Consider the following 24,264-nt stretch of genomic DNA (forward strand, 5'->3'; position numbering starts at 1 on the left):
AGCAAAGAATTTGCACAGGGAATGAAACTGTGCCATAATCTGGGGCTTCGCCGTAACAAGCGGAGCAATCTTGCCCATCGAAGTGGGCCGAAGCAGTTCTTTACTTGTGAAGAGCCGCCCGGCCAGCAACTACGGGCCCAAGACTGATCACTCCCAGCCGTGTTGGTTGGGGGGATTCAAGTTGGGACTTAATTCAAAATGATCCAAACGCAAACTCGACTCGATGTTGCTGACAACACGGGTGCCAAGTCCGTGATGTGCATCAAAGTGCTGGGCGGCTCCAAGCGCCGTTATGCCAGCGTTGGTGATGTCATCAAGGTCACCATCAAAGAAGCAGCGCCACGTGGCCGCGTCAAAAAGGGCGAAGTTTACAGCGCCGTTGTTGTTCGCACCGCCAAAGGTATCCGTCGTCCAGACGGCGCGCTGATCAAATTCGACGGCAACGCGGCAGTGTTGCTTAACGCCAAGCTGGAGCCTATCGGCACCCGCATCTTCGGACCAGTGACGCGCGAGCTGCGCACTGAAAAGTTCATGAAGATCGTGTCATTGGCCCCAGAGGTCCTTTGAGGAATTCATCATGAACAAAATTCGCAGTGGCGATGAAGTCATCGTGATCGCAGGCCGTGACAAGGGCAAGCGCGGCAAAGTCGCGCAGCGCGTGGACGACAGCAAATTGCTCGTCGAAGGCGTCAATGTGGTCAAAAAGCATGCCAAGCCAAACCCGATGAAGGGTATCACTGGCGGCATCATTGAAAAAACCATGCCTTTGCATCAGTCCAACGTGGCCATTTTCAATGGCGCGACGGGCAAAGCTGATCGCGTCGGTATCAAGCAACTGGCTGACGGCAAAAAAGTGCGCGTCTACAAATCCAGTGGCGAAGAAATCAAGGTGGCCTGAACATGACACGCCTGTACGAACAATTCCGCGACAAAATCGCTCCCGAACTCGTTACAAAGTTCGGCTACAAGTCAGTGATGCAGGTTCCCCGCATCACCAAGATCACGCTCAACATGGGTGTGAGCGAGGCGGTTGCCGACAAGAAGGTCATGGATCACGCTGTGGGTGACCTGACCAAAATCGCTGGCCAGAAGCCTGTGGTGACCAAGGCCAAAAAAGCCATCGCTGGTTTCAAGATCCGCGAAGAGCAACCCATTGGCTGCATGGTGACCCTGCGCGGCGAGCGCATGTACGAATTCCTGGATCGTTTCGTGACCGTGGCCTTGCCCCGTGTCCGTGACTTCCGTGGTATTTCCGGCAAGGCTTTTGACGGCCGTGGCAACTACAACATCGGCGTCAAAGAGCAGATCATTTTCCCTGAGATCGAGTACGACAAGGTAGATGCCTTGCGCGGCCTCAACATCAGCATCACGACAACCGCCAAAACAGATGAAGAAGCGAAAGCTCTTCTGGTCGGTTTCCGTTTCCCGTTCAAGAACTGAGGTGACGCGTGGCTAAACAAGCACTACTCCAACGTGAACTCAAGCGCGAAAAACTCGCTGCCAAGTTTGCTACGAAATACGCAGAGCTGCAGGCGGTCGCAAAGAGCGCCAAGCACAGTGACGAAGAGCGCGATGCCGCTCGTCAAGCGCTGCAAAAGTTGCCCCGCAACTCGAACCCCACGCGTCAGCGCAACCGCTGCGCGATCACGGGTCGTCCGCGTGGCACATTCGCCCAATTCGGCCTGGCTCGCGCCAAGGTACGCGAAATGGCATTTGCCGGTGAAATTCCCGGCATCACCAAAGCCAGCTGGTAAGCACCAGGAGAACCACAAATGAGCATGAGTGATCCTATTGCTGACATGTTGACCCGCATTCGCAATGCGCAGATGGTCGAGAAGACCATCGTGTCGATGCCAGCATCCAAAGTCAAAACCGCGATAGCCCAAGTCCTGAAAGACGAAGGTTATATCGACGGATATCAGATCAAAAGCGCCGACGGCAAGAATGAACTTGAGATCTCTCTCAAGTACTACGCTGGCCGTCCCGTGATCGAGCGCATCGAGCGTGTGAGCCGTCCTGGCCTGCGCGTCTACCGTGGCCGCAACGCAATCCCTCAGGTCCAGAATGGCCTGGGCGTCGCGATCGTCACCACGCCTCAGGGTGTGATGACCGATCGCAAGGCTCGTGCTACCGGTGTCGGTGGTGAAGTCTTGTGCTACGTCGCCTGATGCGCGCACATTGAGGAGAAACTGAATGTCACGTATTGGAAAACAGCCAGTCACCGTCCCCGCAGGGGTCGAAGTGGCTGTCAACAGCGACTTGATCAACGTCAAGGGTGCCCTGGGCGCCCTGGCTCTGGCGCAAAACGCCTTGGTCAAAGTAGAAAACAACGCAGGCACATTGTCTTTTGTGCCTGCCAACGACTCGCGTGATGCCAACGCCATGTCTGGAACCATGCGTCAGCTGGTGAACAACATGGTCAACGGCGTGAGCAAAGGTTTCGAAAAGAAACTGACGCTTCTCGGCGTGGGTTACAAGGCTCAGGCGCAGGGCGCCAAGCTCAATTTGACGGTGGGCTATTCGCACCCCGTCGTGATGGACATGCCCGCTGGCATCAAGGTCGAGACCCCAACCCCGACCGAGATCGTCATCAAAGGTGCTGACCGTCAACGTGTTGGCCAGATCGCTTCCGAAGTGCGCGCAGTGCGCCCTCCCGAGCCCTACAAGGGCAAGGGCATCCGTTATTCGGATGAGAAGGTCACGATCAAGGAAACCAAGAAGAAATAAGGATCAGGATCATGTTGACGAAAAAAGAGCAACGTCTGCGTCGTGCGCGTCAAACGCGTATCCGTATTGCGCAACAAAGCGCCGTGCGCCTGACCGTGAACCGCACCAACCTGCACATCTACGCCGCCGTCATCTCCGACGATGGTTCCCGTGTGCTGGCATCGGCCTCAACGGCCGAAGCCGAGATGCGTACCCAAATCGGTGGTGCTGGCAAGGGTGGCAACACCGCTGCTGCGGCCCTGATCGGCAAGCGCATCGCTGAGCGGGCAAAAGCCGCAGGCATCGAAAAGGTCGCTTTTGACCGTTCGGGCTTTGCTTACCATGGTCGGGTCAAGGCCCTTGCAGATGCCGCTCGTGAAGCCGGCCTGCAGTTCTGATCAGACGGGAAAACACAATGGCTAAATTTACCGCAAACATCAACAAAGAAGCGAACGACGACGGTCTGCGCGAGAAGATGATCGCGATCAACCGCGTGACCAAAGTGGTCAAGGGCGGTCGCATCCTCGGTTTCGCAGCGCTGACCGTGGTCGGTGACGGCGATGGCCGCGTTGGCATGGGCAAAGGCAAGGCGCGTGAAGTGCCCGTTGCTGTCCAGAAGGCCATGGAGGCCGCTCGTCGCAACATGAGCAAGGTGTCGATCAAAAACGGATCGCTGCACCACAGCGTGAAGGGTGAGCACGGCGCATCCAATGTGATGATGCTGCCTGCTGCCAAAGGTACCGGCATCATTGCAGGCGGCCCGATGCGAGCTGTGTTCGAAGTTGTGGGTATCACCGATGTCGTGGCCAAAAGCCATGGCTCGAGCAACCCTTACAACCTCGTGCGAGCCACGCTGGACGCCTTGAAGAACTCCACCACGCCTGCCGACGTGGCCGCCAAGCGCGGTAAGTCGGTCGAGGACATCCTCGGTTGAGGCAAGGAACGATCATGACAACTCAAACCACCGTCAAGGTCCAATTGGTGCGCAGCCCAATCGGTACCAAGCAATCCCACCGCGACACCGTTCGTGGTCTGGGTTTGCGCAAAGTCAACAGCACCAGTGAACTGCAGGATACCCCTGCAGTTCGCGGCATGATCAACAAGATCAGCTACCTGGTCAAAGTACTCTGATCGGAGTGACAGACATGCAACTCAATTCCATCAAGCCTTCTGAAGGCTCCAAGCACGCCAAGCGTCGCGTGGGTCGTGGCATCGGCTCCGGCCTGGGTAAAACCGCTGGCCGTGGCCATAAAGGCCAAAAATCGCGCACCGGCGGCTACCACAAGGTGGGCTTCGAAGGCGGTCAAATGCCTATGCAGCGTCGCTTGCCCAAGCGTGGCTTCAAGTCTGCCCAACTTCAGTTCAATGCCGAAGTGACGCTGACCGACTTGAACGGCTTGGCTGTCGCTGAAATCGACATGCTTGTGTTGAAGCAAGCCGGTCTGGTTGCCAACATTGCCAAGCGCGTCAAAGTCATCAAAACGGGTGAAATCACCCGTGCTGTGACCCTGAAAGACGTGACCGCCACCGCTGGCGCCAAGCAGGCCATCGAAGCTGCTGGTGGCTCGTTGGCTTCTTGATCAAACGCACAAGGTAACCTGTGGCAACTGCATCTCCAACCCTCGCCAAGACAGGCAAGTTCGGCGACCTCAATCGTCGACTGGTGTTCCTGTTGTTGGCACTGGTGGTGTACCGAATTGGCGCACACATTCCGGTGCCTGGTATTGATCCTGCGCAGCTCGAGCAGCTGTTCAAGGGTCAGGCCGGAGGTATTCTGAGCCTGTTCAACATGTTCTCCGGCGGCGCTCTGTCGCGCTTCACGGTGTTCGCGTTGGGCATCATGCCCTACATTTCTGCTTCGATCATCATGCAATTGATGACCTATGTGGTTCCGGCATTCGAGCAGTTGAAGAAAGAGGGTGAAGCTGGGCGTCGAAAGATCACCGCTTACACCCGCTACGGTACGCTGGGGTTGGCTGTATTCCAGGCCACGGGAATTGCTGTTGCGCTGGAAAGTCAGGCCGGGCTGGTCATTGCGCCGGGCATGTGGTTCCGCTTGACCGCGGTGGTCAGTCTTGTTGCCGGTACGATGTTCTTGATGTGGCTTGGTGAACAGATCACCGAGCGCGGTTTGGGCAACGGCATTTCAATCTTGATCTTTGCTGGAATTGCTGCAGGCTTGCCAAACGCCATTGGCGGACTGCTTGAGCTGGTGAGAACCGGCGCCATGAATATTCTGGCAGCGATTGCCATCGTGATTCTGGTGGGTCTGGTGACCTATTTTGTGGTGTTCGTCGAACGTGGGCAACGCAAGATTTTGGTCAACTATGCCCGTCGACAGGTGGGTAATAAGGTGTATGGCGGTCAGTCATCTCACCTTCCGTTGAAGCTGAACATGGCTGGTGTAATCCCACCCATCTTCGCGTCGAGTATCATTCTGCTCCCGACCACTGTGGTGAGTTGGGTCAGTACCGGTGACTCAACCCGTTGGTTGCGTGACATCGCTTCGGCTCTGTCACCAGGTCAGCCAATCTATGTGGCCTTGTATGCGGCCGCCATTATCTTTTTCTGCTTTTTTTACACCGCTTTGGTGTTCAACAGCCGGGAGACGGCAGACAACTTGAAAAAAAGTGGTGCGTTCATCCCAGGCATTCGTCCTGGTGATCAGACCGCTCGCTATATCGACAAGATATTGCTGCGATTGACGATGGTGGGTGCGATCTACATCACAGCAGTGTGTTTGCTGCCAGAGTTCCTGATCTTGAAATACAACGTGCCGTTCTACTTTGGCGGTACTTCTCTGTTGATCATTGTTGTCGTTACGATGGATTTCATGGCCCAGGTGCAGAACTACATGATGTCTCAGCAGTATGAATCGCTGTTGAAAAAGGCCAACTTCAAGTCCTGAAGACTTGGGGTGGCGTAAAGAATTATTGAAATTTCCAGGAGAAAACTATGAGAGTTTCAGCTTCGGTAAAGAAGATGTGCCGCAACTGTAAGGTCATCAAGCGTCATGGCATCGTGCGGGTTATCTGCACGGATCCACGTCACAAGCAGCGTCAAGGCTGATCGGTTAGGACTAGAGGAAAATCATGGCTCGTATTGCAGGCATCAACATTCCGCCGCACAAGCACGCTGAAATCGGCTTGACGGCAATCTTCGGCATTGGCCGCACCCGCGCTCGCAAAATTTGCGAAGCTTGCGGCATTGACTACGCCAAGAAGATCAAAGATCTCGACGACGCAGATCTCGAGAAAATTCGCGATCAAGTCGGCTTGTTCACGATCGAAGGTGATCTGCGCCGCGAGACCACCATGAACATCAAGCGTTTGATGGACATTGGCTGCTACCGCGGGTTCCGTCACCGCCGTGGCCTGCCATTGCGTGGTCAGCGTACGAAGACAAATGCGCGTACGCGCAAGGGCCCGCGCAAGGCGGCCCTGTCGCTGAAGAAATAATCAGATTGAAGGATCTCCATGGCTAAGTCACCCAACAGCGCAGCTTCCGCACGCGTTCGCAAAAAGGTCCGCAAGAACATTGCCGACGGTATTGCTCACGTGCACGCTTCGTTCAACAACACCATCATCACCATCACCGACCGCCAGGGCAACGCTTTGTCTTGGGCTTCATCGGGTGGCCAAGGTTTCAAAGGCTCGCGCAAGTCGACACCTTTTGCCGCACAGGTGGCATCCGAAGTTGCTGGCCGCGCGGCCATCGAGCAAGGTATCAAGAACCTCGACGTCGAGATCAAGGGTCCAGGCCCTGGTCGCGAATCGTCGGTGCGCGCCTTGGGCGCATTGGGCATCCGGATCAACTCCATTGCCGATGTGACGCCTGTTCCGCACAACGGTTGCCGTCCTCAGAAGCGTCGCCGCATCTGATGGATATGGCGTGCTCAAAAGCACGCTATAATCAAAGGCTTTTTCGAGCGCCACCGCAGTTGCCTGCGGTGGCATTTTTTGCTAAGCCCACCGCCGAATCGTTGCTGATCTCGGCTCCTGCAATGGCTGCATTTTTGGGCCGGTTGCGGTAGAACTTAAAAGGAAAACCACGTGGCACGCTACCTCGGCCCCAAGGCCAAACTCTCACGCCGTGAAGGCTCTGACCTGTTGCTCAAGAGCGCCCGTCGTTCGATCAGTGACAAAGCCAAATTTGACTCCAAGCCCGGCCAGCATGGTCGCACTTCCGGTCAGCGTACGTCAGACTTCGGTTTGCAACTGCGCGAAAAACAAAAAGTCAAACGCACTTATGGTGTGCTGGAGCGCCAGTTCCGCCGCTACTTCGCCGAAGCCGATCGCCGCCGTGGCAACACCGGCGCCAACCTCTTGTTCCTGTTGGAAGCACGCCTCGATAACGTCGTGTTCCGCATGGGTTTCGCGTCGACCCGTGCTGAAGCCCGTCAGATCGTCTCGCACAAGGCCATCACTGTGAATGGGCAGTCGGTCAATATCCCTTCCTATCAAGTGAAGGCCGGTGATGTGATCGCCGTGCGCGAGAAGTCCAAGAAACAAGTCCGCGTGATCGAAGCGCTGGAGTTGGCCAAGCAAATTGGTTTCCCTGCCTGGGTTGATGTGGCTGTTGACAAAGCCGAAGGCGTGTTTAAGAAGTCACCTGATCGCGACGAGTTTGCTTCCGACGTCAACGAGTCGTTGATCGTCGAACTGTATTCCCGTTAATTTCGTTCCCGGCAACCCATTGGGGGTCGCCGGGTCGTGCTCCGTCTGCCTTATCGGTGTAACGAGCTGAGGGTAATGAAGGAAGTCTGAATGCTGAACAATCTGCTCAAGCCCAAAACAATCAATGTCGAACAAGTTTCGACGAACCGCGCCAAGGTCACGCTCGAGCCTTTCGAACGTGGCTACGGGCATACCTTGGGCAATGCCCTGCGTCGGGTGCTGCTTTCTTCCATGGTCGGCCATGCGCCAACCGAAGTGACGATTGCCGGGGTTGTACATGAGTACTCCTCTATTGACGGTGTCCAGGAAGACGTCGTCAACATGCTGCTCAACCTCAAAGGTGTGGTGTTCAAACTCCACAACCGCGATGAAGTGACGCTTAGCCTGCGCAAGGATGGCGAAGGGATCGTGACGGCAGCTGACATTCAAACGCCCCACGATGTTGAAATCGTCAATCCAGAACACGTGATTGCCACGCTCTCCGGCGGTGCCAAGTTGGATATGCAGATCAAGGTCGAAAAGGGTCGCGGCTATGTGCCCGGTAGCCTGCGTCGCAATGACGACCAGTCGCGCTCGCTTGGACGCATCGTGTTGGACGCTTCTTTTTCTCCGATCAAGCGCGTCAGCTACACGGTTGAAAGTGCACGCGTCGAGCAGCGCACCGATCTGGACAAGCTTGTTCTGGAAATCGAAACCAATGGTTCGATAGGCCCGGAAGAAGCGGTTCGCGCTTCGGCCAAGATCCTCGTTGAGCAGTTGGCCGTGTTCGCGCAGTTGGAAGGTCTGGAGCTCTCCGCTTTTGATCAGCCGGCTCAACGCAGTTCACAACAGTTCGATCCGATCTTGTTGCGTCCTGTCGACGAGCTTGAGTTGACGGTTCGTTCTGCCAACTGCTTGAAGGCGGAGAACATCTACTACATCGGTGATCTGATCCAACGCACCGAAAACGAGTTGCTCAAGACCCCGAATCTGGGTCGCAAGTCACTCAACGAGATCAAGGAAGTGCTTGCTTCGCGCGGCCTGACCTTGGGTATGAAGCTTGAAAACTGGCCACCAGCTGGCCTGGACAAGCACTGAAACCGATGCGCTCAGTCACCTGAGACTGGGCTCTGACGAACTTGCAGTACCTGATACGGCTGCAGGCAAAAAACTGAAAAGGAAATCAAAATGCGTCACGGACACGGATTACGTAAACTCAACCGCACCAGCGAGCACCGCCTCGCGATGTTGCGCAACATGATGAACTCGCTGCTCACGCACGAAGTCATCAAAACCACAGTGCCCAAGGCCAAGGAGCTGCGCCGCGTTGTGGAGCCCATGATCACTTTGGCCAAGGTCGCCACGGTCGCAAACCGCCGCTTGGCATTCGACCGCCTTCGCGACCGTGATGTGGTCGTGAAGTTGTTCAATGAACTGGGTCCCCGCTTTGCCGCACGTCCAGGTGGCTACACCCGTATCCTGAAGATGGGGTACCGCGTTGGTGACAATGCGCCCATGGCTCTGGTCGAATTGGTAGATCGCGCTGAAGAAACTGTTGCTCCGGCAGCCGGTGACGAAAAAGCGTGATAGAATACAAGGCTTGACGCGGAGTGGAGCAGCCTGGTAGCTCGTTGGGCTCATAACCCAAAGGTCGCAAGTTCAAATCTTGCCTCCGCAACCAACAAAACCCAAGTGCCAGCTTGGTCCTTAAAGCCCACAGTAATGTGGGCTTTTTTGTTTTCTGGGTCCATAGCCCATCTGTAGACACAAGGTTTTTTGAAGAACCCGTTTGCGGCCTTTGGGTATCTTCCTGAGATTGCGACCGTTGGGTACAACTCAGTCCCGTCTGTCAATCGAGTCAAGAGCGTTCGAAGTATCGATTTGAAGCTCGGTCCCGGGCATCTAGCGGCCTGCGCTTGACTGCGAAGGTCGGTGCGGTACATCACTTTTGAACCTGCCCTGCCATCGCAATCGATAGGGGGCAGCGGGCGGCGCTTGATCCCTGTAGACAGGCCCACCTCGCGTGAATCTTCGGGTAAACGGATGCCCGAGCAGCAAATTTGAGCGTCAACAGAATCTGGTCTTCTGTCGAATTGGCGGCTCGAAGCTCTTCACTTACGCCGGCTTATGGAAAAGTTAGCTATGTATTCTGACTTCAGATAATCTCCGTAACATTGCCACAAATTCAAGTGAGTGGCTGCGGATACCGATGGCATTGGTTCCAGGTGGGGGAGGGCCCAGCCACCTCCCCACTGGCAAGAGCTTTGGCAATGGACGAAAGCGTCCGAAGGAGTGGAGTTTGCCTCCTACCGGTCGCATATGCAGGGACACCAATCGCGCACCTCCAGTTGGCCCAGGCCATCAAAGACGGATATGCAGCGATTGCTACCGGCGGTGAGCGTACCAAGACCTCGCGCTTTGTATCTAGAAGCCGCCGTCCGAAAAAAATGGGACATTGCATACACAACGACCAGTTTCAAGCGCACAGCCGACTTCAGAGTGCCATTCCATGACCAAATTTGATCTAGGTCGAGCGGAACTCTCGGCCGAGAGGTGCGGATCTCGACCCAGGCCGCCCTTCGCGTAAAGCGACTGATTGTCCATCTAGCAACGGAGGCCGGTTGTCATTGGCATGATGACCTTGCGGTATCACGTTGAGATGGCAGTTTTCTGTGACCCAACCTCACCCGCGCTGCTGTAGCTTTTCGACGGTGAGCTTCAGCGAAGTGACTTCCTGACTCAGGTAGCGCTCAGTCACGGAGCGAAACAACTTGCCCACGGGGACGCCAAGCAGGCCGGAGAAAGCGAAGCGTAAAACCACCCGCGAACGCCCAGGTTGCGCCTCGTCGACCGTGTGTTCGGCCACCATGAGCAGGCCCGGCGAGCGCGCACGCCATACAAAGCGCCGAGGCGACTCCACCTCTGTCACCTCCCAGGTGGCCGGAGGCAACTTAGGCTGGCGCAAGTTGTATCGGGAACCCACCGCCAGGGCTGTTCCATCAACAGGCTGAACGCTGCTGACTGTGGGAAGCCACTCCGGCCAGACGGCGACATCCGAGAGGACGCACCAAACAGACTCTCGCGGCGCTGCGATCAAGATGGATGCCTCGTATGAACACATGTGAACCCCTAGTTGGGATGCTTTTCAGCATCAAACCTCAAGCGCAAAATTTGTCGGCCTGTTGGTGCATGCAGTGTCTCGTCCTGGCCTTCAAAGCCATAACGGGCGTAGAAATTCCGGCCAATTGGGTTGTCTTTGAAAACCTGGACCTCCAAACTGCCATGCAGTTCTTTGGCCTTGTCCATCAGAGCCCGTCCCACGCCTTTTCCGTGTTGTCTTGGCTGCAAGAATATGGCACCGACTTCATTGCCAATCAGGGCAACGAATCCTTCAACACTCCCGTCAATTTCAGCCACCCAGGTGTCGGTGTTCGGTATGTACAACTCAGCCACATTCGTTTTCTCCTGAGCAATAAATTCATTGGTCATAAACGGATGTGCCAAGCGAGTTGCCGCCTCCCAAGAAGAGAGAACAGCTGCTAAATCGGCGGTTTCGTATTGCCGTATCTTCACGATTTTTCCTTTCTATTGGTACAAATGGCCTTCAGAGGAGACAGGGAGGCCGTCAAAACCACGGCAACTCCGTACAAGTCAGGTCACATCGAGGGGTGGGGGCAACCTCGTCCTGCGCGCTAACTTGATGAGCGCGGCGCGGTTCTGCCCGGTGCGGTCGAGAGCTAGCCCAACCCAAGACCTTTTCTGACGAACGATCCAGGAGCGCTGCGTTGAACGAAGAAAGGCTCAAGGCTGTTGGCCGGGGCCTCGCCTGGTGGTGCAGCAGACGCGACGATGGGCGCTGACGACGTTCCGTTGACCGCAGGTGCCAGGTGAAAGAGGCGCGCTTGTGCATGCACCCGCAGCATTGTTGTACGCTTGGTCCACTCAACACGGAGCGCTCACCCACGTGCCCGCAAAGCAACTGTGATCGGCAGCCGTGTTGCAGCTGTCGCGGGGAACGCCCCACCGAAGAGGCCGATTGCCATGCCCAGCCATCCGGCAGAAAGCAAAACATCCTTGGTGACGGTGAGCTGGAAGGCCATGCTGGCGTTGTTCGCCCCGAGCGTGCTGGCCTGCCAGCCATTGAAGGCGAACCACGAAGCGACCAAGCCAAGACCCGTACCAGCCCCCGCAAGTAAAGCAGCCTCCGCCCAAGTCGCGAGAAAGGTCGATAGCCGGCTGAAGCCCAATGCCCTCACCGTAGCGATTTCGACCGCCCGGTCAGATAGAGCGCTCATCATGGTGTTCAGAGCGCCAGCCGTCGCACCAATGGCCATGAGGAGCGCAATAGGCCAGCCAAAGAGCCTGATCAAACTGGCCACACGTCCAGACTGTGAGGCATACAGATCTGCCTCGGAAATGGCCAACAAGGGCGTCGCCGTGATCGTGGAGACCATGTCTTGCAAACGCTGAAGGGAAGACGGATCGCTGAGTCTCAGTCGCAAACTCTGCACTTGCCCCTGGCGGTCAAAGGCCGACTGTACGGCATCAAGATTGGCCCAGATTTCGGACTCGAATGCACTTCCATGAGCGGAAAATTGACCTGCGACGGTCCACTCGACTGTACCGAGCCGAACCTTGTCTCCGACGGACAACGCCCACTCGCTGGCAAGGCGGTCACCCACGACAATTTCATGTGTTCCAGGGGAGAAATGGCGCCCCTGCGAAAGGGTGATGCCTTCCCGAATCGACGGACCTGCTGTGTCCATTCCGCGCAGCGCGACCGTTCGATCTGCACCGCCGCTGTCGCCTTTACCTGCATTTATCTCAACGGGCACAACGAATTCGCGCGAGGAGACCAGCGCGCCGAGGGCGTTGCGAACGGTTCCGATATCACCTCTGGTTGCGCCAAGAGTACGGATCACACTGGCCGGTATCTCCGAGCCCATTTCCTGGTTGGTGCCCCCACCGAGGATAACTGCAACAGACGGCGAACCAGCGCTGCGCAGGGCCATTTCAAAACCTTTCGCCATAGAGAGAAACCCGGCGAGCACGCAGACGACCAAGGCCACCGACAACACCATGGAGAGGGAGATTGCCAGACGGCGGGGCAGGCTCAAGAGATTGGCCCGAATCATCACGAGCGTTTGTTTGATGTGGGAAGACATAGGGGGTTACCTCGTTCTGAAGGCAGAAGTGACAGGCGTGCGCACGGCGTGGATGGTTGGCAGCACGCCGCAGACCACGGCCAGCGCAACGACGATGGCAATGGCCTTGAGGAGCACGATAGAAGAGAACACAAGGCCGAGCGCAGGGACCGTTGTGAACGTCGCTAGCTTTGCGAGCGTGAGCCCGATTCCGCCGCCGACAGCAAAGACCAACAAGACCTCCGACATGATGAGCATCACGATGCGCGGTCCATCAAAACCAAGGGTCTTGAGTACCCCGATTTCAAACAAGCGCTCGCGTACGGAGAAGACCATTGTGTTGATCACGATCATCAACAAGGTGATAAAAGCCGCACCGACAACGAGACTGAGAACCCGCCCGATATCGGCATATTGATGCAGAAACGCATCAAGAAACTGCTTTTCTGATTGCGTTCGCGTCGGCGCAGCCGAATTGGCGAACATGGCATCAAGATGTGCGGCTAGCTCAGCGGTCGCGGCGGAAGGCTGAGGTCGAAGGGCAAATGCACTCACGGTGTCTTTCCCACGCGCACGTGCGGCGTTGATGTAGTCGAAACGCGCCACCATGAAGTAGGTGTCGGTGTTGGCGCTCTCGCCCTCGAAGACCCCTGCCACTTCGAAGCGCCAGAGGCGCCTGCCGTCTTGCCTGGCCGTATCGAAGGCTGAGAAGGTGACCCGATCGCCCACTGTCCAGCCTTGGGCATCCGCCAGCAAGCGGCCAACCAAAATCCGCTCTCGCGACTTGCCAATGGCTTCGATCAATTGCGGCGTGAGCCCTAGTTCATGGCCGTTGACCTCGGCAAGCTGTACGGGGTTGACGGCGCTGACCGCCACCACGTTTTTCTCCTGACCGACGAAACCACGCAGCCGCGCGATGGGCGTCACTGCAGCCACATCCGGGTCAGACGCTATCCGGGGCAGATACGCCAGAGGCAAGGGCAGGCTGATGCCAGCGGCATGCGTCACGCCCAGGACCCTTTCGCTGGCTGCCGCCGTGCCTTGCGAACCATTGAGGAAACTGGCGCTGAGGGCATAAATCAGAAAGGCAACCGCCACGCAGATCATTAGCAAAACGGTTCGCAGCGGCTTTCGCCCGATGTTCTTGCGCGCCAAAGTGAGAAACGTCATCAGGCGGCCCTCGTTTCTTCGATGAATTGGCCCTTGTCGAGATGCAAGGTGCGCTGTGCGCAAAGCGCCGCTTGCGGGTCATGGGTCACCATGACGATTGTTTTTCCCAACTCCCGATGAAGGAAACCAAGCATCTGCAGCACCTCGTCCGCCGAGTGCCGATCGAGGTCGCCGGTTGGCTCATCGCACAGCAGCAAGCCGGGATCGGACACGATGGCGCGGGCGATGCCTACGCGTTGCTGCTGTCCGCCAGACAACTGCGCCGGATATTGCTTTTCGCGACCGGCCAGACCGACGAGATCGAGGATTTTGTTCACCCGGGCGCGGCGATCCTTGGTCGACAGAGGCTTCAGCAGCAGCGGCAGTTCCACGTTCTCTGCTGCTGTGAGTGTCGGCAGCAAGTTGTAGAACTGAAAAACAATACCCATGTGATGCGCCCGCCAGGCCGTGCGTGCAGCCTCGCCCATCTGGTCAAGACGGTGAGCGCCGATTCGCAGCGTTCCGGCATCTGGTCGGTCAATGCCCGCGAGCATGTTCAGCAGCGTCGACTTTCCCGAGCCTGAGGGACCCATGATGGCCACGAAATCGCCACGTTGAATCCCGAGTTGGAGGCCTGTGAAGACCAGCATTTTCTTTGCACCGAGGGCGTAGCTCTTCTGTACGCCGTCGAGCGCGACAAACGGATCGGGGTTGCTGGTTGGTGTCATGGTGCGTTTACTCCAGTGTGGTCGGTGGTGATGGCGATGCGCACGCGCGCCGCCATGTGGGGTCGAATGCCGCTCGGTGGATCGGAGATAGACAGGCGCAGGGTGATCGTTCCCTTGTCGGCAGAGGCTGTGGGCGCGAGCCGCAGCACCCGAACGGCAAAAGGGCGGTCGGCGAACCCGTCAAGCACGGCCTCGCCGCGCAGCCCGGGTCGGAGCAATGACACGTTGGCCTCCGCCACGTCGGCGTCGATCACCAGGCTGGACATATCGGTGATCGTCAGCAAGCTCTGGTTGTCCCTTGCGGTGTCTGCACGCGCGAGCACGGTGTCTCCGACATGGGCGCCCAGGTGCGTGACTGTCCCGGCGAACGGCGCACGGACGTTCAGCTCGGCAACCGGTTCTTTTGCAATACGGATGGAGAGTTCGGCGTCGCCCAACGCCTGCTCCGCTTGCGCCACAGCGTTCGCAGCAAGCCGCGCAATGAGCGTGGACTCTTCGAGTACACGCCGGGCAATGGCACCTTGGGCGGCAAGGGTTTCGCTCCGTTCGAGAGCTGCACGTGCCTGCGTCTGTTCGAGGCGTCGGGCAGAGAGAGACTGGTGGGCCCTGATCCTCGAGGCGATGGCCCGTTTGAGCGCAAACCGGGCGTCGACGTTTTCGAGTTCGATCAAAGACTGTCTGGCCTCGACCTGATCTCCCAGGTCCACGGCGATACCGATGATCCTGCCCTCGTATTTCGAAAAGACGGTCGTCCGGCGTGTTGCGACGACATGGCCCGAACCAGCAATTTCGGTCGCAACCGGGGTTGCCCGCGCTTCATAAGTTTGTGTGTCCCTTTTAGCGGCTTTATCCGTGCGCCCCAAATGGAATTCCGCTGTTTCGCCCGGGGAAGGTTCTGAACGCTTCAGGACGTTGGCCAATGCTTCAATGTACTGGCGTCCATTCGGCGAAATGAGGATGGCACCAAGGGCGAGAACCACCACCATGCCGAAGATGCCGAAAGGCCGGTAAATACGCCAGGGCGCGCCCTTGGGGCGCACCGCATCTTTGGGTGGCGGGTCAAGCGACAGCGACCTGAGTACCTCGGCTCGTTTGTGCTCGGATTGGGTGACTGAATTCATGCAGCCAGTGTTGCTGGCTGATTCGAACTCGGCGACCTCAAAAACGATTCAGGTCGTGCTGCATCGCGATCTAGGTCTTGCGGCCGTGGCGATCACGCCATTCGACCGGGTTCATCTCGGTCATCCGTCGGAACTCCCGGTTGAAGTTGGACTTGGTCTGGAACCCGACCTCGAACATGATCTCGGTCACCGGCTTTTCTGTTGTTGTGAGCAGGCCACAGGCTTCTGAAATTCTGAATGCATTGACATATTGCGAGACATTCTTGCCAGTTGCACGGTTGATCGCTGTGGACACTTGACGGGTGGGAATGCCCAGCTTGCGCGCCAACCGGTTGAGATTCAGATTGACATCGCGATAGGCCCGTTGGCTTTCCATCAAGGTCTGCACCGAGACGAAGGTGGTGGAGTCCTTGATGTCATTCATTCCTTCGTGGCTATCACTGCCGTTGTCTTCGATCTCGATGCCGTGATCCGTGAGGTCGGATGTCAGTCGGGCGCTGGCCAGTTCGGCGGGGGCATGGCTGCGACTGGCAGAGGCTACGGCGATTGCAATGATGCCCAAGGCCACCAGGTTGGCGCCGGTGACAACCGTGACGGCGTACTCTCCATTGGCCCAATTCAAGTCTAGGAAAATGAAGGTATCAACAGCCGCAGAAAACAGAAGGGCGAAGGCGGTAAACAGGATGGCGCGGTAAGCGGAGTCTGCACCATCGAAGGGTGCAAGGCGCAGAGCGTCAGCACCTCGTCGCATGAAAAGCAGAATCGCCACCGCATAGCCGACGAAGACGAGAACGAGTGCGATGTCGACTGTGCTGCGGCGGATTGCCATCAGAAGGATGATGCAAACGGCGGGTATCGTGTGCAATCCAACGCGAAGAGCGGGGGGCAGTCCGCTTTGTCCTATCAGGCTAGAGACACCCAGATACGCCAGCGGGGGCAGCGTTGCAGCAACCACGGGTGCAACATAGCCGATACCGTCAACGCCGTAACCCCAGCGTATGCCCGTCAACAAAGACAGCAGGGCACTGACAAGAATCAAGGCAAGAAAGGGGACATTGCCTGGCGATTCGTCGTTGCGCCTTGCTGCTCCCGCAAACAACACGACGAGCAGGATGGCGACAACGAAGGGAAATGGGATGAACAACATACAAGGACCACTGCGCTATTGAATGGTAGCTGCCGCTCAATCATCGACCGATTGGGTTCAAGAGTCGACCTCAATCATGATCGAGGTCGGAAATCGCCTTCGAAAAAGGAAGGTGTGCTGAATCCACCTCGAAAATCTGTACCAGTCGGGAGGAGAGAATTTCAACCAACGGAGTCTTTATATGAAGAAGTCAGGATTCAGTGAAGGTCAGATCGTGGCTATCCTCAAAGAAGTCGAGCAGGGCTCCAAGGTCGGCGGGACGTGCAGAAAGCACGGCATCAGTGATTCCACTTGCTACAAGTGGAGGGGCCAGTAAGCTGGCATGTTCGTTTCGAACCAGGCTCAACTGCGCGAATTGCAGGACGAAAACGGCAGGCTCAAATGCATCTATGTTGACCAGGTCCTGGTGAGCCACGTCCAGAAGGATGTTGTCAATCGAAAGCTCTGACCCCGCAGCGTCGTGAGATGGTCATGCAGTCCTTGATGAGCGACCACGGTATGAGTGACGTAGGGCATGTAAAGCCGGTGGCCTGGCCCGTTCGACTTTGCGCTACAGACCCGTGTCACGCGACGACTGTGGGGTTATCGACTTCGTTCAAAATTATCTGACCACGAATCCAGTCCATGGCGTTGATCTGCCGTGCGCCGCAGCACGCTTTCAGAAACAGCCCAGTGGCAAGTGCGTATTGTGGTGACTGTACTGTGAGTTGCGGGTGAACCTGTCCACTCGGGGCAAGAAGCGGCTGCCCGCCCGCGTCAGTGCGTCGCCGGAGGCTGTAGGCAAACCCTATCAAGGCTGGAGCTGTGACTTCATGTTGGACGCATTGTGGATGGGAAGGCGGTTCCGCACCTTCAACGTCATCAACGCGTTCAACCGCGAGTGTCTGCAGTGCATTGGGGTTGACACCGGTTTGTCCGCTGTGCGGGTCATCAGGGCTCTGAATGAACTGGTCGAAGTGCGCGTCTCCCCTCTGTTGATCCGTATGGACAACGGCCCCTCGTTCATCGTGATCGCCTTGGCGCAGTGGGCTGAATCCCCAGGCATTGCTCTGAACCACATCCAACCTGGCACGCCCCTCCAGAACGCCTATGCCGAACGCGTCAACAAGACCTACCGCATCGAGACGTTGAACTGGTATGTGATCGATTCACTGCAGGAGGTCTGAGACATGGCGATTGATTGGCAGCACCTTTACAACCACCAAAAAACTGCATGGGACTTTGGCCGCATTCCACCCGTTGAATTCCGTGTGAAAAGATGCCTTAAGCGCTAACCCTGACTGGCTAAGGAATTCAAGATGGTCTCCGCTAGGCAAGGTGCCTTTTGGGACCTAGGCCAATTTTGTTCAGTTGCAATGAGATGGTGTTCACCAGTGAACTGACAGAAGGATGCCCTGTTTCTACTATCGAATTTGCCGTTGCTGTGTAGAGCGGGTCTCGAATCAGGAACAGCTGCTTCAGCGCTTCTAACGGGTCACGGACCTGGAGCAATGGCCTCTTACGGTCATTCTTGAGGCGCCGAAACAATTCTTCTGGAGTAGACCGAAGGTAAATGCAATGGCAGCGGGTTTTCAGGATGTCTCTGTTCGATGAACTGATTACTACCCCGCCACCTGTTGAAATCACCCGGTTGGGCAGGGCAGTTAATCTGTCGATTGTGAGCGCCTCAAGTTCCCTGAATCGTTCCTCTCCAAGTCGTTCAAAGAGCTCTCGAACACTGTAACCTTCAGCTTTTTCGATGACTGCGTCTGAATCAAAAAATTCAAAGTCACATCGACGGGCCAGGAGGCGCCCAATTGTCGATTTTCCAGAGCCTGGCATTCCAACCAAGGCTATTGGCACAGTGTTCGGTGTTGTGGCCTTACTGGGGTCTGCGAAAACCACCGATCGTTCGTTAGAGCGCATCAGCTCTTCAGTTACTTGCTATTGACTTGACGTATCAGTTGTTGTCAGAAGGTCCAACTCATCTCCAGCTTCAACTGTTTGGCTAAAGGTGACAGATCTTGAATGGTAGTCCAGCACCAGCACAGTTACCGACTCCATACACCCAGGTCCGGTTGTGACCGTGAATGTCGGATTCTTGCCGGTTACTTCCGTCTTGCTGACTATCGCACCGTCAGGAAATGATGAGACGACTCGATAGGGAGGGGTTCCTCCAACAATGGTCACAACCGTCTCACCGCCGGCCGTTCGTTGGCAAAGCGTATCGCCCTTGGCACCTGCCCATTTAACTTCGTCGGGGACCACGGAAAAACCAGTGAGCCCTGCAGCGACGTCTCCGCCTCCTCCGCAGGAAGAAAGAGCAATAGTACTTGCAATGCACAAGATCTTGAAGATGTTCTGTCTATATGCCATGGTATCTGTTCTCAAGTGGAATTTATCGTGATACGCCACGATCGCCAATGGTTCGTGGCGTGATGAAAATAAGCAGCTCGGAGCGACGAGAAGATTTCCCCTTATTCTTGAATAGATTTCCGAGAATAGGAATGTCGCCAAGCAATGGAACTTTGGTTTCGTCTTCGGAATCCTGTTGTTCAAAGATCCCACCAATGACAACGGTGCCTCCATTTTCAACCAGAACCTGTGTTTGAACATGCTTTGTGTTGATGGCGATACCGGCAGCCGTGGTCTCCCCTCGACTGTCTTTGTTGATGTCTACGTCCAAGATGATGCCACCTTCAGGCGTGATCTGGGGCGTTACTTCAAGCTTGAGGTTCGCTTTCCGAAAGGTCACGGCAGTTGCGCCGCTTGATGTCGCCGACTGATAAGGGAACTCTGTACCCTGTTCAATCAATGCCTTGACCTGATCAGCAGTGACGACTCTGGGGCTGGAGACAATTTTTCCTCTGCCATCTGCCTCAAGGGCAGAGATTTCCAGATTTAGAAACCTGTTGGCGGCAGAGCTGAACAACGAAACGGCAAATGCGGCAGGCGAGAAGCCTCCAACCCCGGCTGACGGCAGGTTAACAAAGCTGGTATTGGACGTATCCAGTACGTTTTCTGATTCCGTGGTGGTACTTGAGACGGCGTTGTAGCTACCACCTATGGTCACTCGGTTGTTTCCTGCAACCGCATACCCAGGTTGGCCACCATTGACGCCGCGGAGATCACTTCCGCCCAAACGGACGCCGAGCGAACGCCCGAACGTGTCGTCGGCTTCCACAATGCGGGCTTCGATCAGGACTTGTCGAACCGGGATGTCCAGTTTTGAGATCAGTTGCTGCACTTGCTCAAGCTTGGACGGGATGTCGGTAACAAACAGTTGATTTGTTCTTGGCTCGGCTATTGCACTTCCTCGGTTTGACAGAACCTTGGAGCCAGAAGAGTCGCCGCCAGTGCTTTTCGCACCTGAGATTTGCGAAACGATGTCACTGGCTTTAGCGTAATTGAGCTGGAAGCCCTGGGTACGCAGCGTTTCGAGCGTTTCAAGAGATGCCTTGGCTTCCAGTTCTTGTTTTTCTCGGGCTGCAATCTCGTCTTGCGGTGCAATCCAAATAACATTGCCACTTTTGCGCATTCCCAAGCCCTTCGCTTGAAGAATGATGTCAAGTGCCTGATCCCAGGGTACGTCCTTCAATCGGAGCGTGACCGACCCACTCACGGAATCGGAAGTCACGATGTTGAAGTTTGTAAAGTCTGCGATCACCTGCAAGAGAGACCGGACTTCGATGCTTTGGAAATTGAGAGAAAGCTTTTCGCCGTTATAACCAGGCCCTTGAGTCAACTTGGCATCGTCAATTTTCTTTGCTCTGACTTCAAGTACGAACTGGTTGTCGCTTTGATAGGCAGAATGTTCCCAATTGCCTGTTGGCGTGACGACCATTCGGACGCGATCGCCAACCTGAGTGGTCAGCACGGTTTGGACAGGCGTTCCAAAATCGGTGACATCCAATCGGCGACGTAGGCCTTCTGGGAGAGTTGATTGAAGGAAATCCACCACGAGGTCTTTTCCTTGTTGGCGGATGTCGACCCCAACTTGGTTGCTTGCCAGGTCGACAACGACTCTCCCGGCGTTCTCTGTCCCACGTCTGAAATCAATGTCCTTGAGCGCGGTGAAATCACTGCCGGTCGGGGGAGCAAACACCTGGGCCGTCTGGGCTTTTGGCTGTGTTTGCTCTGCGCCATCGAGGACCAGCATGATCGTATTTCCCTCAATGCTGGCCTTGTAGGAAGCGGCTTGCTTGAGGTTGATGACAACACGCGTCCGATCGCCGGCCTGAACTACGTTCGCGGAGCGCAGATTGCCCTGGTTCATTTCAACCAGGCTTTTCCCGACTGCATTGATCACGCCAGGGAAATCAAGTGCAATTCTGGCAGGGGACTGGATTGTGAAACCGGTGGGAACCGCAGCCAAGGGCTCCGATGTTTCGATACGAATTACTTCTATGCCGGACTGAACTGAACCGGTCACCGAGCGAATTGCATTTTGCGCATGTGCAGTTAGACTGAGCAAAGCTGCGCTCAGCGCCAATGCAAGTTTTTTCGAAACACCAGACCCTTCGTTGAGGTGCATTGGGTTCAAATTCTTTTTCATTTCGAAGTGTCCTCTTGTAACTGCAATGCTGCAGGGCGTTCGATCCATTCGCCTGCTGCGTCTTGTGCTATTTCGCGTATCTGAAGTTCGTTCTCTCTGATGCCAATAACCCGACCATAGTTTTGGCCAAGGTATTGGCCTGAACGCACTTGGTACAAAAGCGCTCCAACTTTCACCAAAGCAATCAGTCCATCCTTCCTTTGCATGGTCCCGACCATTGACATCGTATCCAATGGAAATGCTTCAAGTGGCTCTTGCCGCCTGCTTAACTCAGCCTCGATCAGCGCGGATTGCCTTGTGGTTGCTTGCCCGCTCTTCAGGATGCTCGCAAGCTTTTCTTTGCTGAATGGCTCAAGCAGAGATTCGCTCAAATATTGATACGGTTCAAAAGTGGTTGGCTCTGGAATAGGCTTCACATTGGGTTTGATGCTCTCCCTCTCCTGCTGCATCCATGTGACCAATGATTCTTGATCATCCGAAATACAACCCTGCAACTGGGTCAATCCTATGGCCAAGAATAGCCATAACCCTGCATTTTTGGCCTTCATTTTTTGGCTCCCTTTTTCCCCTTGCCAACGGTTGTTTCCTGCTGTTGGGCTATTTCTTCTTGGTCAAGGTACCTGAAGGTTTTTGCGGTGCAGTTCATGGTCAATATGCCATCTCTGTCCCTTGTGGGCTCCAAGGAAATATTGTTCAAAGTGACAATACGCGACAAATTGGCAATATCAGCGGCAAACAGGCCAATGTCGTGATACCCACCAGTGACGCGCACAGCAATAGGTAGCTCGGCGTAGTACTCTTTGACGGACACGTTCCCGGGTCTAAAAAGTTCAAACTGTAGACTGCGGCCCAAACCTGCCTGGTTGATGTCTGAGAGCAATGCATCCATCTCTGCTTTGCTGGGCAGTTGCTTTTCAAGTTGCGAAACGTATTGCTGAACCTGAACGAGTTGCTTTTTAAGGGCTTCGAGGTTCACGGCTTGAACCAGTTTGCCTCGGTATTCATCGCGCAACTTTTGCTCGGTGTTTTGTTCGGCAATCAATTGTTCATTGACTGAGCTTAGCCAGAACCACCAAAGACCAGCTACCACTGCAATGCAAAGAGCAAGATAGAGGAGGTTCTTTGGAAGGGAAGGCCAGGAGGCTGGGTTATTTGCGTCAAGGCCAGTGAACTGGCGCTTGATACCATCACCAACCCTTTTGAGGTCGACATCCATTGCGGGTGATAGTGCCATGTGTTTGCTCAGACTTTCTTGGAGAGCGCTGTGGCTTTCTCCGATGTTTCATCAGATTTTTCGCGTTCGGCCGGACGCTTCAAAACCACGCGAACGGTGAAGTTCGAAACCCGTCTTTGTTCCCGTTCTGAGACATTGGCGTTGGAGGCGACGATTTCCACCAGTTCAGGAGATCCGAGCCAAAGGTCGGATTGACTTGCCAAATTTCTGAGGAGCTCTGAGACGCGTTCTTGCGACTGAGCCACCCCTGACAGCAGGACATTCTGATTCTCTTGCTTCATTGAGCGAAGGTAGATGCCTTCAGGCAGTCGGCTCACCACCTCGTTGATCAGGTGGACGGGCATGTTTCGGTCTGCCTGCAGGTTTTCAACGGCCGTCTGGCGCGCCCTTAATGACGCAATTTCTGCTTGCAGACCGGCGATATCCTTGATCTCGGTGTCAAGAATGGCCATTTGCTTTTTCAGCAGGTTGTTTCGGTCTTGCTGCTCAGAGATTTTGGCGTCAAACCACATGAAGACGCCGCCAGCGATGGCCGCACCAAGCAGCATGGACAACACCAACTGCGTGTAGAACTGCTTCTTTTGACGTTCACGCGCTGCTTCACGGTGGGGCAGAAGGTTGATCAGAATCATGCGTAGAACCTCCGCAATGCAAGGCCAGTAGAGGTTAGGTACGAAGGCGCTTCTCTGGCGATCTTGCGGGCATGCACAGTAGAGGCCATTTCCATTCCATCAAACGGGTTGATGACCATGCATGCAGAGGAGGTCTGCTTGGTAACACCCTCAGTCAAGCCAGGAATGGCGGCGCTGCCACCAGCCAGCAAGATGTGGTCGACTTTGTTGTAAGGCGTACTGGTGAAGAAGAACTGCAGCGCACGACCGATTTCCTGCGACATGCTTTCAATGAAGGGTTCGAGCACCGCTGAGCGGTAGTCATCCGGGAGGTCTCCGGACCGTTTTTTTGCCTCTGCTTCGTCCATGGAGAAGCCATATTGGCGGACGATCAGCTGGGTCAGCTGGGCGCCACCGAACGCTTGGTCGCGTTCGTAAAGCACGTCGTCGTTTCGCATGACTTGCATGCTGGTGGTGACCGCACCAACTTCAAACAGTGCGACCAACGAGTCGACGCCTTGATTGGGCAGTGTTTCGATGACCCGTCCTGCAGCCATGCGAGACGCATAGGGCTCGATATCAAGCACCACGGGCGTGAGTCCTGCAGCTTCCGCCAGACCCTGGCGGTCAGAGACCTTTTCTTTTCTGGAGGCGGCAATCAACACTTCCGTATCGCCGACCGACGTAGCGCTTGGGCCCAGGACGCAAAAGTCCAAACTGACTTCGTCGAGGGAAAACGGGATGTATTGATTGGCTTCAGATTCGACCTGGGCTTCCAGTTCTTTTTCTGTCAGTCCCCCGGGCAGCATGATCTTCTTGGTGATCACGGCAGAAGCAGGCAAGGCCATTGCCACTTGCTTGGTTTTGCTACCGCTTTTACGAACCACTCGGCGCACAGCTTCGGCAACTTCATCGAATTTTTCGATGTTGCCGTCAGTGATCCACCCCCGTTCCAGCGGCTCGATGGCACACCGCTCCAAAACGAGATCTCCGGCTCGGTTGCGGCTGAGTTCAACCAGCTTGACGCTGGACGAACTGACATCAATGCCCAGCAAAGGAGCCGGATCACGACTAAAAAACGACCCCAATGCGCTCAAGGTGGCCCCCAAAAAAATGTAGCGCCATGGCGCGCGGAACTTAAGATTTCACTTCAATGCTAGCAGCAAGCTCCTTGCGCAGCAAAGGTTTTTTACTTCTGACATGACGTGAAACGTTGTCAAAAGTATACGCAGGAA

33 protein-coding genes and 1 tRNA gene are annotated in these 24,264 nt (G+C 55.7%); 20 read left to right on the top strand and 14 right to left on the bottom strand.

Annotated features, from left to right (window positions below; translation table 11 throughout):
- Positions 1 to 198 precede the first annotated feature (198 nt).
- The 18 genes from rplN (at position 199) to LPB072_RS03845 (ending at position 9,042) form a co-directional block, all read left to right on the top strand.
- Positions 199 to 567 carry a 50S ribosomal protein L14 gene (rplN, locus tag LPB072_RS03765; protein ID WP_066091782.1) on the top strand — a complete coding sequence of 123 codons (369 nt, stop codon included), beginning with the start codon at positions 199 to 201 and terminating at the stop codon, positions 565 to 567.
- Positions 568 to 577: 10 nt separating this feature from the next.
- A complete protein-coding gene (gene rplX / locus LPB072_RS03770; protein ID WP_066091786.1) occupies positions 578 to 898 on the top strand; it encodes a 50S ribosomal protein L24 in 321 nt (106 codons plus the stop codon).
- A gap of 2 nt (positions 899 to 900) precedes the next feature.
- Entirely contained in the window at positions 901 to 1,440 is a 540-nt protein-coding gene (gene rplE, locus LPB072_RS03775) for a 50S ribosomal protein L5 (protein WP_066091789.1), read from the top strand.
- Positions 1,441 to 1,448: 8 nt separating this feature from the next.
- Complete coding sequence (rpsN, locus tag LPB072_RS03780; protein ID WP_066091792.1) at positions 1,449 to 1,754, top strand: 30S ribosomal protein S14; 306 nt, start codon at positions 1,449 to 1,451, stop codon at positions 1,752 to 1,754.
- A gap of 18 nt (positions 1,755 to 1,772) precedes the next feature.
- Positions 1,773 to 2,168: a 30S ribosomal protein S8 gene (gene rpsH, locus LPB072_RS03785; RefSeq protein WP_066091795.1), complete on the top strand. Its 396-nt coding sequence runs from the start codon at positions 1,773 to 1,775 to the stop codon at positions 2,166 to 2,168.
- A 25-nt stretch (positions 2,169 to 2,193) separates the two neighbouring features.
- Entirely contained in the window at positions 2,194 to 2,727 is a 534-nt protein-coding gene (gene rplF / locus LPB072_RS03790) for a 50S ribosomal protein L6 (RefSeq protein ID WP_066091798.1), read from the top strand.
- Between the two features lie 11 nt (positions 2,728 to 2,738).
- Entirely contained in the window at positions 2,739 to 3,104 is a 366-nt protein-coding gene (rplR, locus tag LPB072_RS03795; protein WP_066091802.1) for a 50S ribosomal protein L18, read from the top strand.
- A 17-nt stretch (positions 3,105 to 3,121) separates the two neighbouring features.
- Positions 3,122 to 3,640, top strand: coding sequence for a 30S ribosomal protein S5 (rpsE, locus tag LPB072_RS03800; RefSeq protein ID WP_066091805.1), 519 nt, complete (start codon positions 3,122 to 3,124; stop codon positions 3,638 to 3,640).
- A gap of 14 nt (positions 3,641 to 3,654) precedes the next feature.
- On the top strand, positions 3,655 to 3,837 hold the full coding sequence (gene rpmD / locus LPB072_RS03805; RefSeq protein WP_066091808.1) for a 50S ribosomal protein L30: 183 nt from the start codon (positions 3,655 to 3,657) through the stop codon (positions 3,835 to 3,837).
- A 14-nt stretch (positions 3,838 to 3,851) separates the two neighbouring features.
- The gene (gene rplO, locus LPB072_RS03810) at positions 3,852 to 4,286 is read left to right on the top strand and encodes a 50S ribosomal protein L15 (protein WP_066091812.1); all 435 of its coding nucleotides are present in this window, start codon (positions 3,852 to 3,854) and stop codon (positions 4,284 to 4,286) included.
- 20 nt (positions 4,287 to 4,306) lie between these two features.
- Complete coding sequence (secY, locus tag LPB072_RS03815; RefSeq protein WP_066091815.1) at positions 4,307 to 5,614, top strand: preprotein translocase subunit SecY; 1,308 nt, start codon at positions 4,307 to 4,309, stop codon at positions 5,612 to 5,614.
- A 47-nt stretch (positions 5,615 to 5,661) separates the two neighbouring features.
- Entirely contained in the window at positions 5,662 to 5,775 is a 114-nt protein-coding gene (gene rpmJ / locus LPB072_RS22945) for a 50S ribosomal protein L36 (protein ID WP_082876984.1), read from the top strand.
- A 23-nt stretch (positions 5,776 to 5,798) separates the two neighbouring features.
- Positions 5,799 to 6,164, top strand: a complete 366-nt coding sequence (rpsM, locus tag LPB072_RS03820; RefSeq protein WP_066091818.1) for a 30S ribosomal protein S13 — start codon at positions 5,799 to 5,801, stop codon at positions 6,162 to 6,164.
- 18 nt (positions 6,165 to 6,182) lie between these two features.
- The gene (gene rpsK, locus LPB072_RS03825) at positions 6,183 to 6,587 is read left to right on the top strand and encodes a 30S ribosomal protein S11 (protein ID WP_066091821.1); all 405 of its coding nucleotides are present in this window, start codon (positions 6,183 to 6,185) and stop codon (positions 6,585 to 6,587) included.
- A gap of 171 nt (positions 6,588 to 6,758) precedes the next feature.
- The gene (gene rpsD, locus LPB072_RS03830) at positions 6,759 to 7,382 is read left to right on the top strand and encodes a 30S ribosomal protein S4 (protein ID WP_066091824.1); all 624 of its coding nucleotides are present in this window, start codon (positions 6,759 to 6,761) and stop codon (positions 7,380 to 7,382) included.
- A 90-nt stretch (positions 7,383 to 7,472) separates the two neighbouring features.
- Complete coding sequence (locus LPB072_RS03835) at positions 7,473 to 8,459, top strand: DNA-directed RNA polymerase subunit alpha (protein ID WP_066091827.1); 987 nt, start codon at positions 7,473 to 7,475, stop codon at positions 8,457 to 8,459.
- A 90-nt stretch (positions 8,460 to 8,549) separates the two neighbouring features.
- On the top strand, positions 8,550 to 8,948 hold the full coding sequence (rplQ, locus tag LPB072_RS03840) for a 50S ribosomal protein L17 (protein ID WP_066091830.1): 399 nt from the start codon (positions 8,550 to 8,552) through the stop codon (positions 8,946 to 8,948).
- A 17-nt stretch (positions 8,949 to 8,965) separates the two neighbouring features.
- Positions 8,966 to 9,042: transfer RNA gene (locus LPB072_RS03845), tRNA-Met, on the top strand.
- Positions 9,043 to 10,044: 1,002 nt separating this feature from the next.
- Here the strand turns inward: LPB072_RS03845 and LPB072_RS03850 are convergent.
- The 7 genes from LPB072_RS03850 to LPB072_RS03880 form a co-directional block, all read right to left on the bottom strand.
- Positions 10,045 to 10,482, bottom strand: coding sequence for an SRPBCC family protein (locus LPB072_RS03850; protein WP_066091833.1), 438 nt, complete (start codon positions 10,480 to 10,482; stop codon positions 10,045 to 10,047).
- An 8-nt stretch (positions 10,483 to 10,490) separates the two neighbouring features.
- Entirely contained in the window at positions 10,491 to 10,934 is a 444-nt protein-coding gene (locus LPB072_RS03855) for a GNAT family N-acetyltransferase (protein ID WP_066091836.1), read from the bottom strand.
- Positions 10,935 to 11,317: 383 nt separating this feature from the next.
- Complete coding sequence (locus LPB072_RS03860; RefSeq protein WP_066091839.1) at positions 11,318 to 12,526, bottom strand: ABC transporter permease; 1,209 nt, start codon at positions 12,524 to 12,526, stop codon at positions 11,318 to 11,320.
- Positions 12,527 to 12,532: 6 nt separating this feature from the next.
- Positions 12,533 to 13,675, bottom strand: a complete 1,143-nt coding sequence (locus LPB072_RS03865; RefSeq protein WP_066091842.1) for an ABC transporter permease — start codon at positions 13,673 to 13,675, stop codon at positions 12,533 to 12,535.
- Entirely contained in the window at positions 13,675 to 14,382 is a 708-nt protein-coding gene (locus LPB072_RS03870; RefSeq protein WP_066091845.1) for an ABC transporter ATP-binding protein, read from the bottom strand. Before LPB072_RS03870 ends, LPB072_RS03865 begins: the two co-directional genes overlap by 1 nt.
- Complete coding sequence (locus tag LPB072_RS03875) at positions 14,379 to 15,503, bottom strand: efflux RND transporter periplasmic adaptor subunit (protein ID WP_066091848.1); 1,125 nt, start codon at positions 15,501 to 15,503, stop codon at positions 14,379 to 14,381. The genes LPB072_RS03870 and LPB072_RS03875 overlap by 4 nt, the downstream gene beginning before the upstream one ends.
- A gap of 70 nt (positions 15,504 to 15,573) precedes the next feature.
- Positions 15,574 to 16,650, bottom strand: a complete 1,077-nt coding sequence (locus LPB072_RS03880) for a helix-turn-helix domain-containing protein (protein ID WP_066091851.1) — start codon at positions 16,648 to 16,650, stop codon at positions 15,574 to 15,576.
- 181 nt (positions 16,651 to 16,831) lie between these two features.
- Between LPB072_RS03880 and LPB072_RS24175 the strand changes: the two genes are divergently transcribed.
- Together LPB072_RS24175 and LPB072_RS22950 are read left to right on the top strand one after the other, a co-directional pair.
- Positions 16,832 to 16,966, top strand: coding sequence for a transposase (locus tag LPB072_RS24175; protein ID WP_096349084.1), 135 nt, complete (start codon positions 16,832 to 16,834; stop codon positions 16,964 to 16,966).
- Positions 16,967 to 17,363: 397 nt separating this feature from the next.
- Complete coding sequence (locus tag LPB072_RS22950) at positions 17,364 to 17,816, top strand: DDE-type integrase/transposase/recombinase (protein ID WP_082876986.1); 453 nt, start codon at positions 17,364 to 17,366, stop codon at positions 17,814 to 17,816.
- Between the two features lie 142 nt (positions 17,817 to 17,958).
- On the opposite strand, the gene LPB072_RS22955 is transcribed toward LPB072_RS22950, so the two are convergent.
- From LPB072_RS22955 to LPB072_RS03915, 7 genes are read right to left on the bottom strand one after another with little or no spacing between them, the layout of a single operon-like run.
- Positions 17,959 to 18,555 carry a shikimate kinase gene (locus LPB072_RS22955; protein WP_331000296.1) on the bottom strand — a complete coding sequence of 199 codons (597 nt, stop codon included), beginning with the start codon at positions 18,553 to 18,555 and terminating at the stop codon, positions 17,959 to 17,961.
- An 18-nt stretch (positions 18,556 to 18,573) separates the two neighbouring features.
- Complete coding sequence (locus LPB072_RS23340) at positions 18,574 to 19,020, bottom strand: hypothetical protein (protein WP_157559226.1); 447 nt, start codon at positions 19,018 to 19,020, stop codon at positions 18,574 to 18,576.
- 7 nt (positions 19,021 to 19,027) lie between these two features.
- Complete coding sequence (gene pilQ, locus LPB072_RS03895) at positions 19,028 to 21,163, bottom strand: type IV pilus secretin PilQ (protein WP_066092586.1); 2,136 nt, start codon at positions 21,161 to 21,163, stop codon at positions 19,028 to 19,030.
- Positions 21,164 to 21,180: 17 nt separating this feature from the next.
- On the bottom strand, positions 21,181 to 21,732 hold the full coding sequence (locus tag LPB072_RS03900) for a pilus assembly protein PilP (RefSeq protein ID WP_066091854.1): 552 nt from the start codon (positions 21,730 to 21,732) through the stop codon (positions 21,181 to 21,183).
- Complete coding sequence (locus LPB072_RS03905; RefSeq protein WP_066091857.1) at positions 21,729 to 22,418, bottom strand: type IV pilus inner membrane component PilO; 690 nt, start codon at positions 22,416 to 22,418, stop codon at positions 21,729 to 21,731. The genes LPB072_RS03900 and LPB072_RS03905 overlap by 4 nt, the downstream gene beginning before the upstream one ends.
- 8 nt (positions 22,419 to 22,426) lie before the next feature.
- Complete coding sequence (locus tag LPB072_RS03910; RefSeq protein ID WP_066091860.1) at positions 22,427 to 23,050, bottom strand: PilN domain-containing protein; 624 nt, start codon at positions 23,048 to 23,050, stop codon at positions 22,427 to 22,429.
- On the bottom strand, positions 23,047 to 24,126 hold the full coding sequence (locus LPB072_RS03915) for a pilus assembly protein PilM (RefSeq protein ID WP_066092589.1): 1,080 nt from the start codon (positions 24,124 to 24,126) through the stop codon (positions 23,047 to 23,049). Before LPB072_RS03915 ends, LPB072_RS03910 begins: the two co-directional genes overlap by 4 nt.
- Positions 24,127 to 24,264: the final 138 nt, after the last annotated feature.

Origin of the sequence: Hydrogenophaga crassostreae (assembly GCF_001761385.1) — a bacterium.
Lineage (GTDB): Bacteria > Pseudomonadota > Gammaproteobacteria > Burkholderiales > Burkholderiaceae_C > Hydrogenophaga > Hydrogenophaga crassostreae.

Excerpts from the sequence above, each read along its gene's own strand:
- rplN (WP_066091782.1), top strand. The coding sequence starts at position 199 with ATGATCCAAACGCAAACTCGACTCGATGTTGCTGACAACACGGGTGCC.
- rplX (WP_066091786.1), top strand. The coding sequence starts at position 578 with ATGAACAAAATTCGCAGTGGCGATGAAGTCATCGTGATCGCAGGCCGT.
- rplE (WP_066091789.1), top strand. The coding sequence starts at position 901 with ATGACACGCCTGTACGAACAATTCCGCGACAAAATCGCTCCCGAACTC.
- rpsH (WP_066091795.1), top strand. The coding sequence starts at position 1,773 with ATGAGCATGAGTGATCCTATTGCTGACATGTTGACCCGCATTCGCAAT.
- rplF (WP_066091798.1), top strand. The coding sequence starts at position 2,194 with ATGTCACGTATTGGAAAACAGCCAGTCACCGTCCCCGCAGGGGTCGAA.
- rplR (WP_066091802.1), top strand. The coding sequence starts at position 2,739 with ATGTTGACGAAAAAAGAGCAACGTCTGCGTCGTGCGCGTCAAACGCGT.
- rpsE (WP_066091805.1), top strand. The coding sequence starts at position 3,122 with ATGGCTAAATTTACCGCAAACATCAACAAAGAAGCGAACGACGACGGT.
- rpmD (WP_066091808.1), top strand. The coding sequence starts at position 3,655 with ATGACAACTCAAACCACCGTCAAGGTCCAATTGGTGCGCAGCCCAATC.
- rplO (WP_066091812.1), top strand. The coding sequence starts at position 3,852 with ATGCAACTCAATTCCATCAAGCCTTCTGAAGGCTCCAAGCACGCCAAG.
- rpmJ (WP_082876984.1), top strand. The coding sequence starts at position 5,662 with ATGAGAGTTTCAGCTTCGGTAAAGAAGATGTGCCGCAACTGTAAGGTC.
- rpsM (WP_066091818.1), top strand. The coding sequence starts at position 5,799 with ATGGCTCGTATTGCAGGCATCAACATTCCGCCGCACAAGCACGCTGAA.
- rpsK (WP_066091821.1), top strand. The coding sequence starts at position 6,183 with ATGGCTAAGTCACCCAACAGCGCAGCTTCCGCACGCGTTCGCAAAAAG.
- LPB072_RS03835 (WP_066091827.1), top strand. The coding sequence starts at position 7,473 with ATGCTGAACAATCTGCTCAAGCCCAAAACAATCAATGTCGAACAAGTT.
- rplQ (WP_066091830.1), top strand. The coding sequence starts at position 8,550 with ATGCGTCACGGACACGGATTACGTAAACTCAACCGCACCAGCGAGCAC.
- LPB072_RS03850 (WP_066091833.1), bottom strand. The coding sequence starts at position 10,482 with ATGTGTTCATACGAGGCATCCATCTTGATCGCAGCGCCGCGAGAGTCT.
- LPB072_RS03860 (WP_066091839.1), bottom strand. The coding sequence starts at position 12,526 with ATGTCTTCCCACATCAAACAAACGCTCGTGATGATTCGGGCCAATCTC.
- LPB072_RS03865 (WP_066091842.1), bottom strand. The coding sequence starts at position 13,675 with ATGACGTTTCTCACTTTGGCGCGCAAGAACATCGGGCGAAAGCCGCTG.
- LPB072_RS03870 (WP_066091845.1), bottom strand. The coding sequence starts at position 14,382 with ATGACACCAACCAGCAACCCCGATCCGTTTGTCGCGCTCGACGGCGTA.
- LPB072_RS03875 (WP_066091848.1), bottom strand. The coding sequence starts at position 15,503 with ATGAATTCAGTCACCCAATCCGAGCACAAACGAGCCGAGGTACTCAGG.
- LPB072_RS03880 (WP_066091851.1), bottom strand. The coding sequence starts at position 16,650 with ATGTTGTTCATCCCATTTCCCTTCGTTGTCGCCATCCTGCTCGTCGTG.
- LPB072_RS24175 (WP_096349084.1), top strand. The coding sequence starts at position 16,832 with ATGAAGAAGTCAGGATTCAGTGAAGGTCAGATCGTGGCTATCCTCAAA.
- LPB072_RS22955 (WP_331000296.1), bottom strand. The coding sequence starts at position 18,555 with ATGCGCTCTAACGAACGATCGGTGGTTTTCGCAGACCCCAGTAAGGCC.
- pilQ (WP_066092586.1), bottom strand. The coding sequence starts at position 21,163 with ATGCACCTCAACGAAGGGTCTGGTGTTTCGAAAAAACTTGCATTGGCG.
- LPB072_RS03900 (WP_066091854.1), bottom strand. The coding sequence starts at position 21,732 with ATGAAGGCCAAAAATGCAGGGTTATGGCTATTCTTGGCCATAGGATTG.
- LPB072_RS03905 (WP_066091857.1), bottom strand. The coding sequence starts at position 22,418 with ATGGCACTATCACCCGCAATGGATGTCGACCTCAAAAGGGTTGGTGAT.
- LPB072_RS03910 (WP_066091860.1), bottom strand. The coding sequence starts at position 23,050 with ATGATTCTGATCAACCTTCTGCCCCACCGTGAAGCAGCGCGTGAACGT.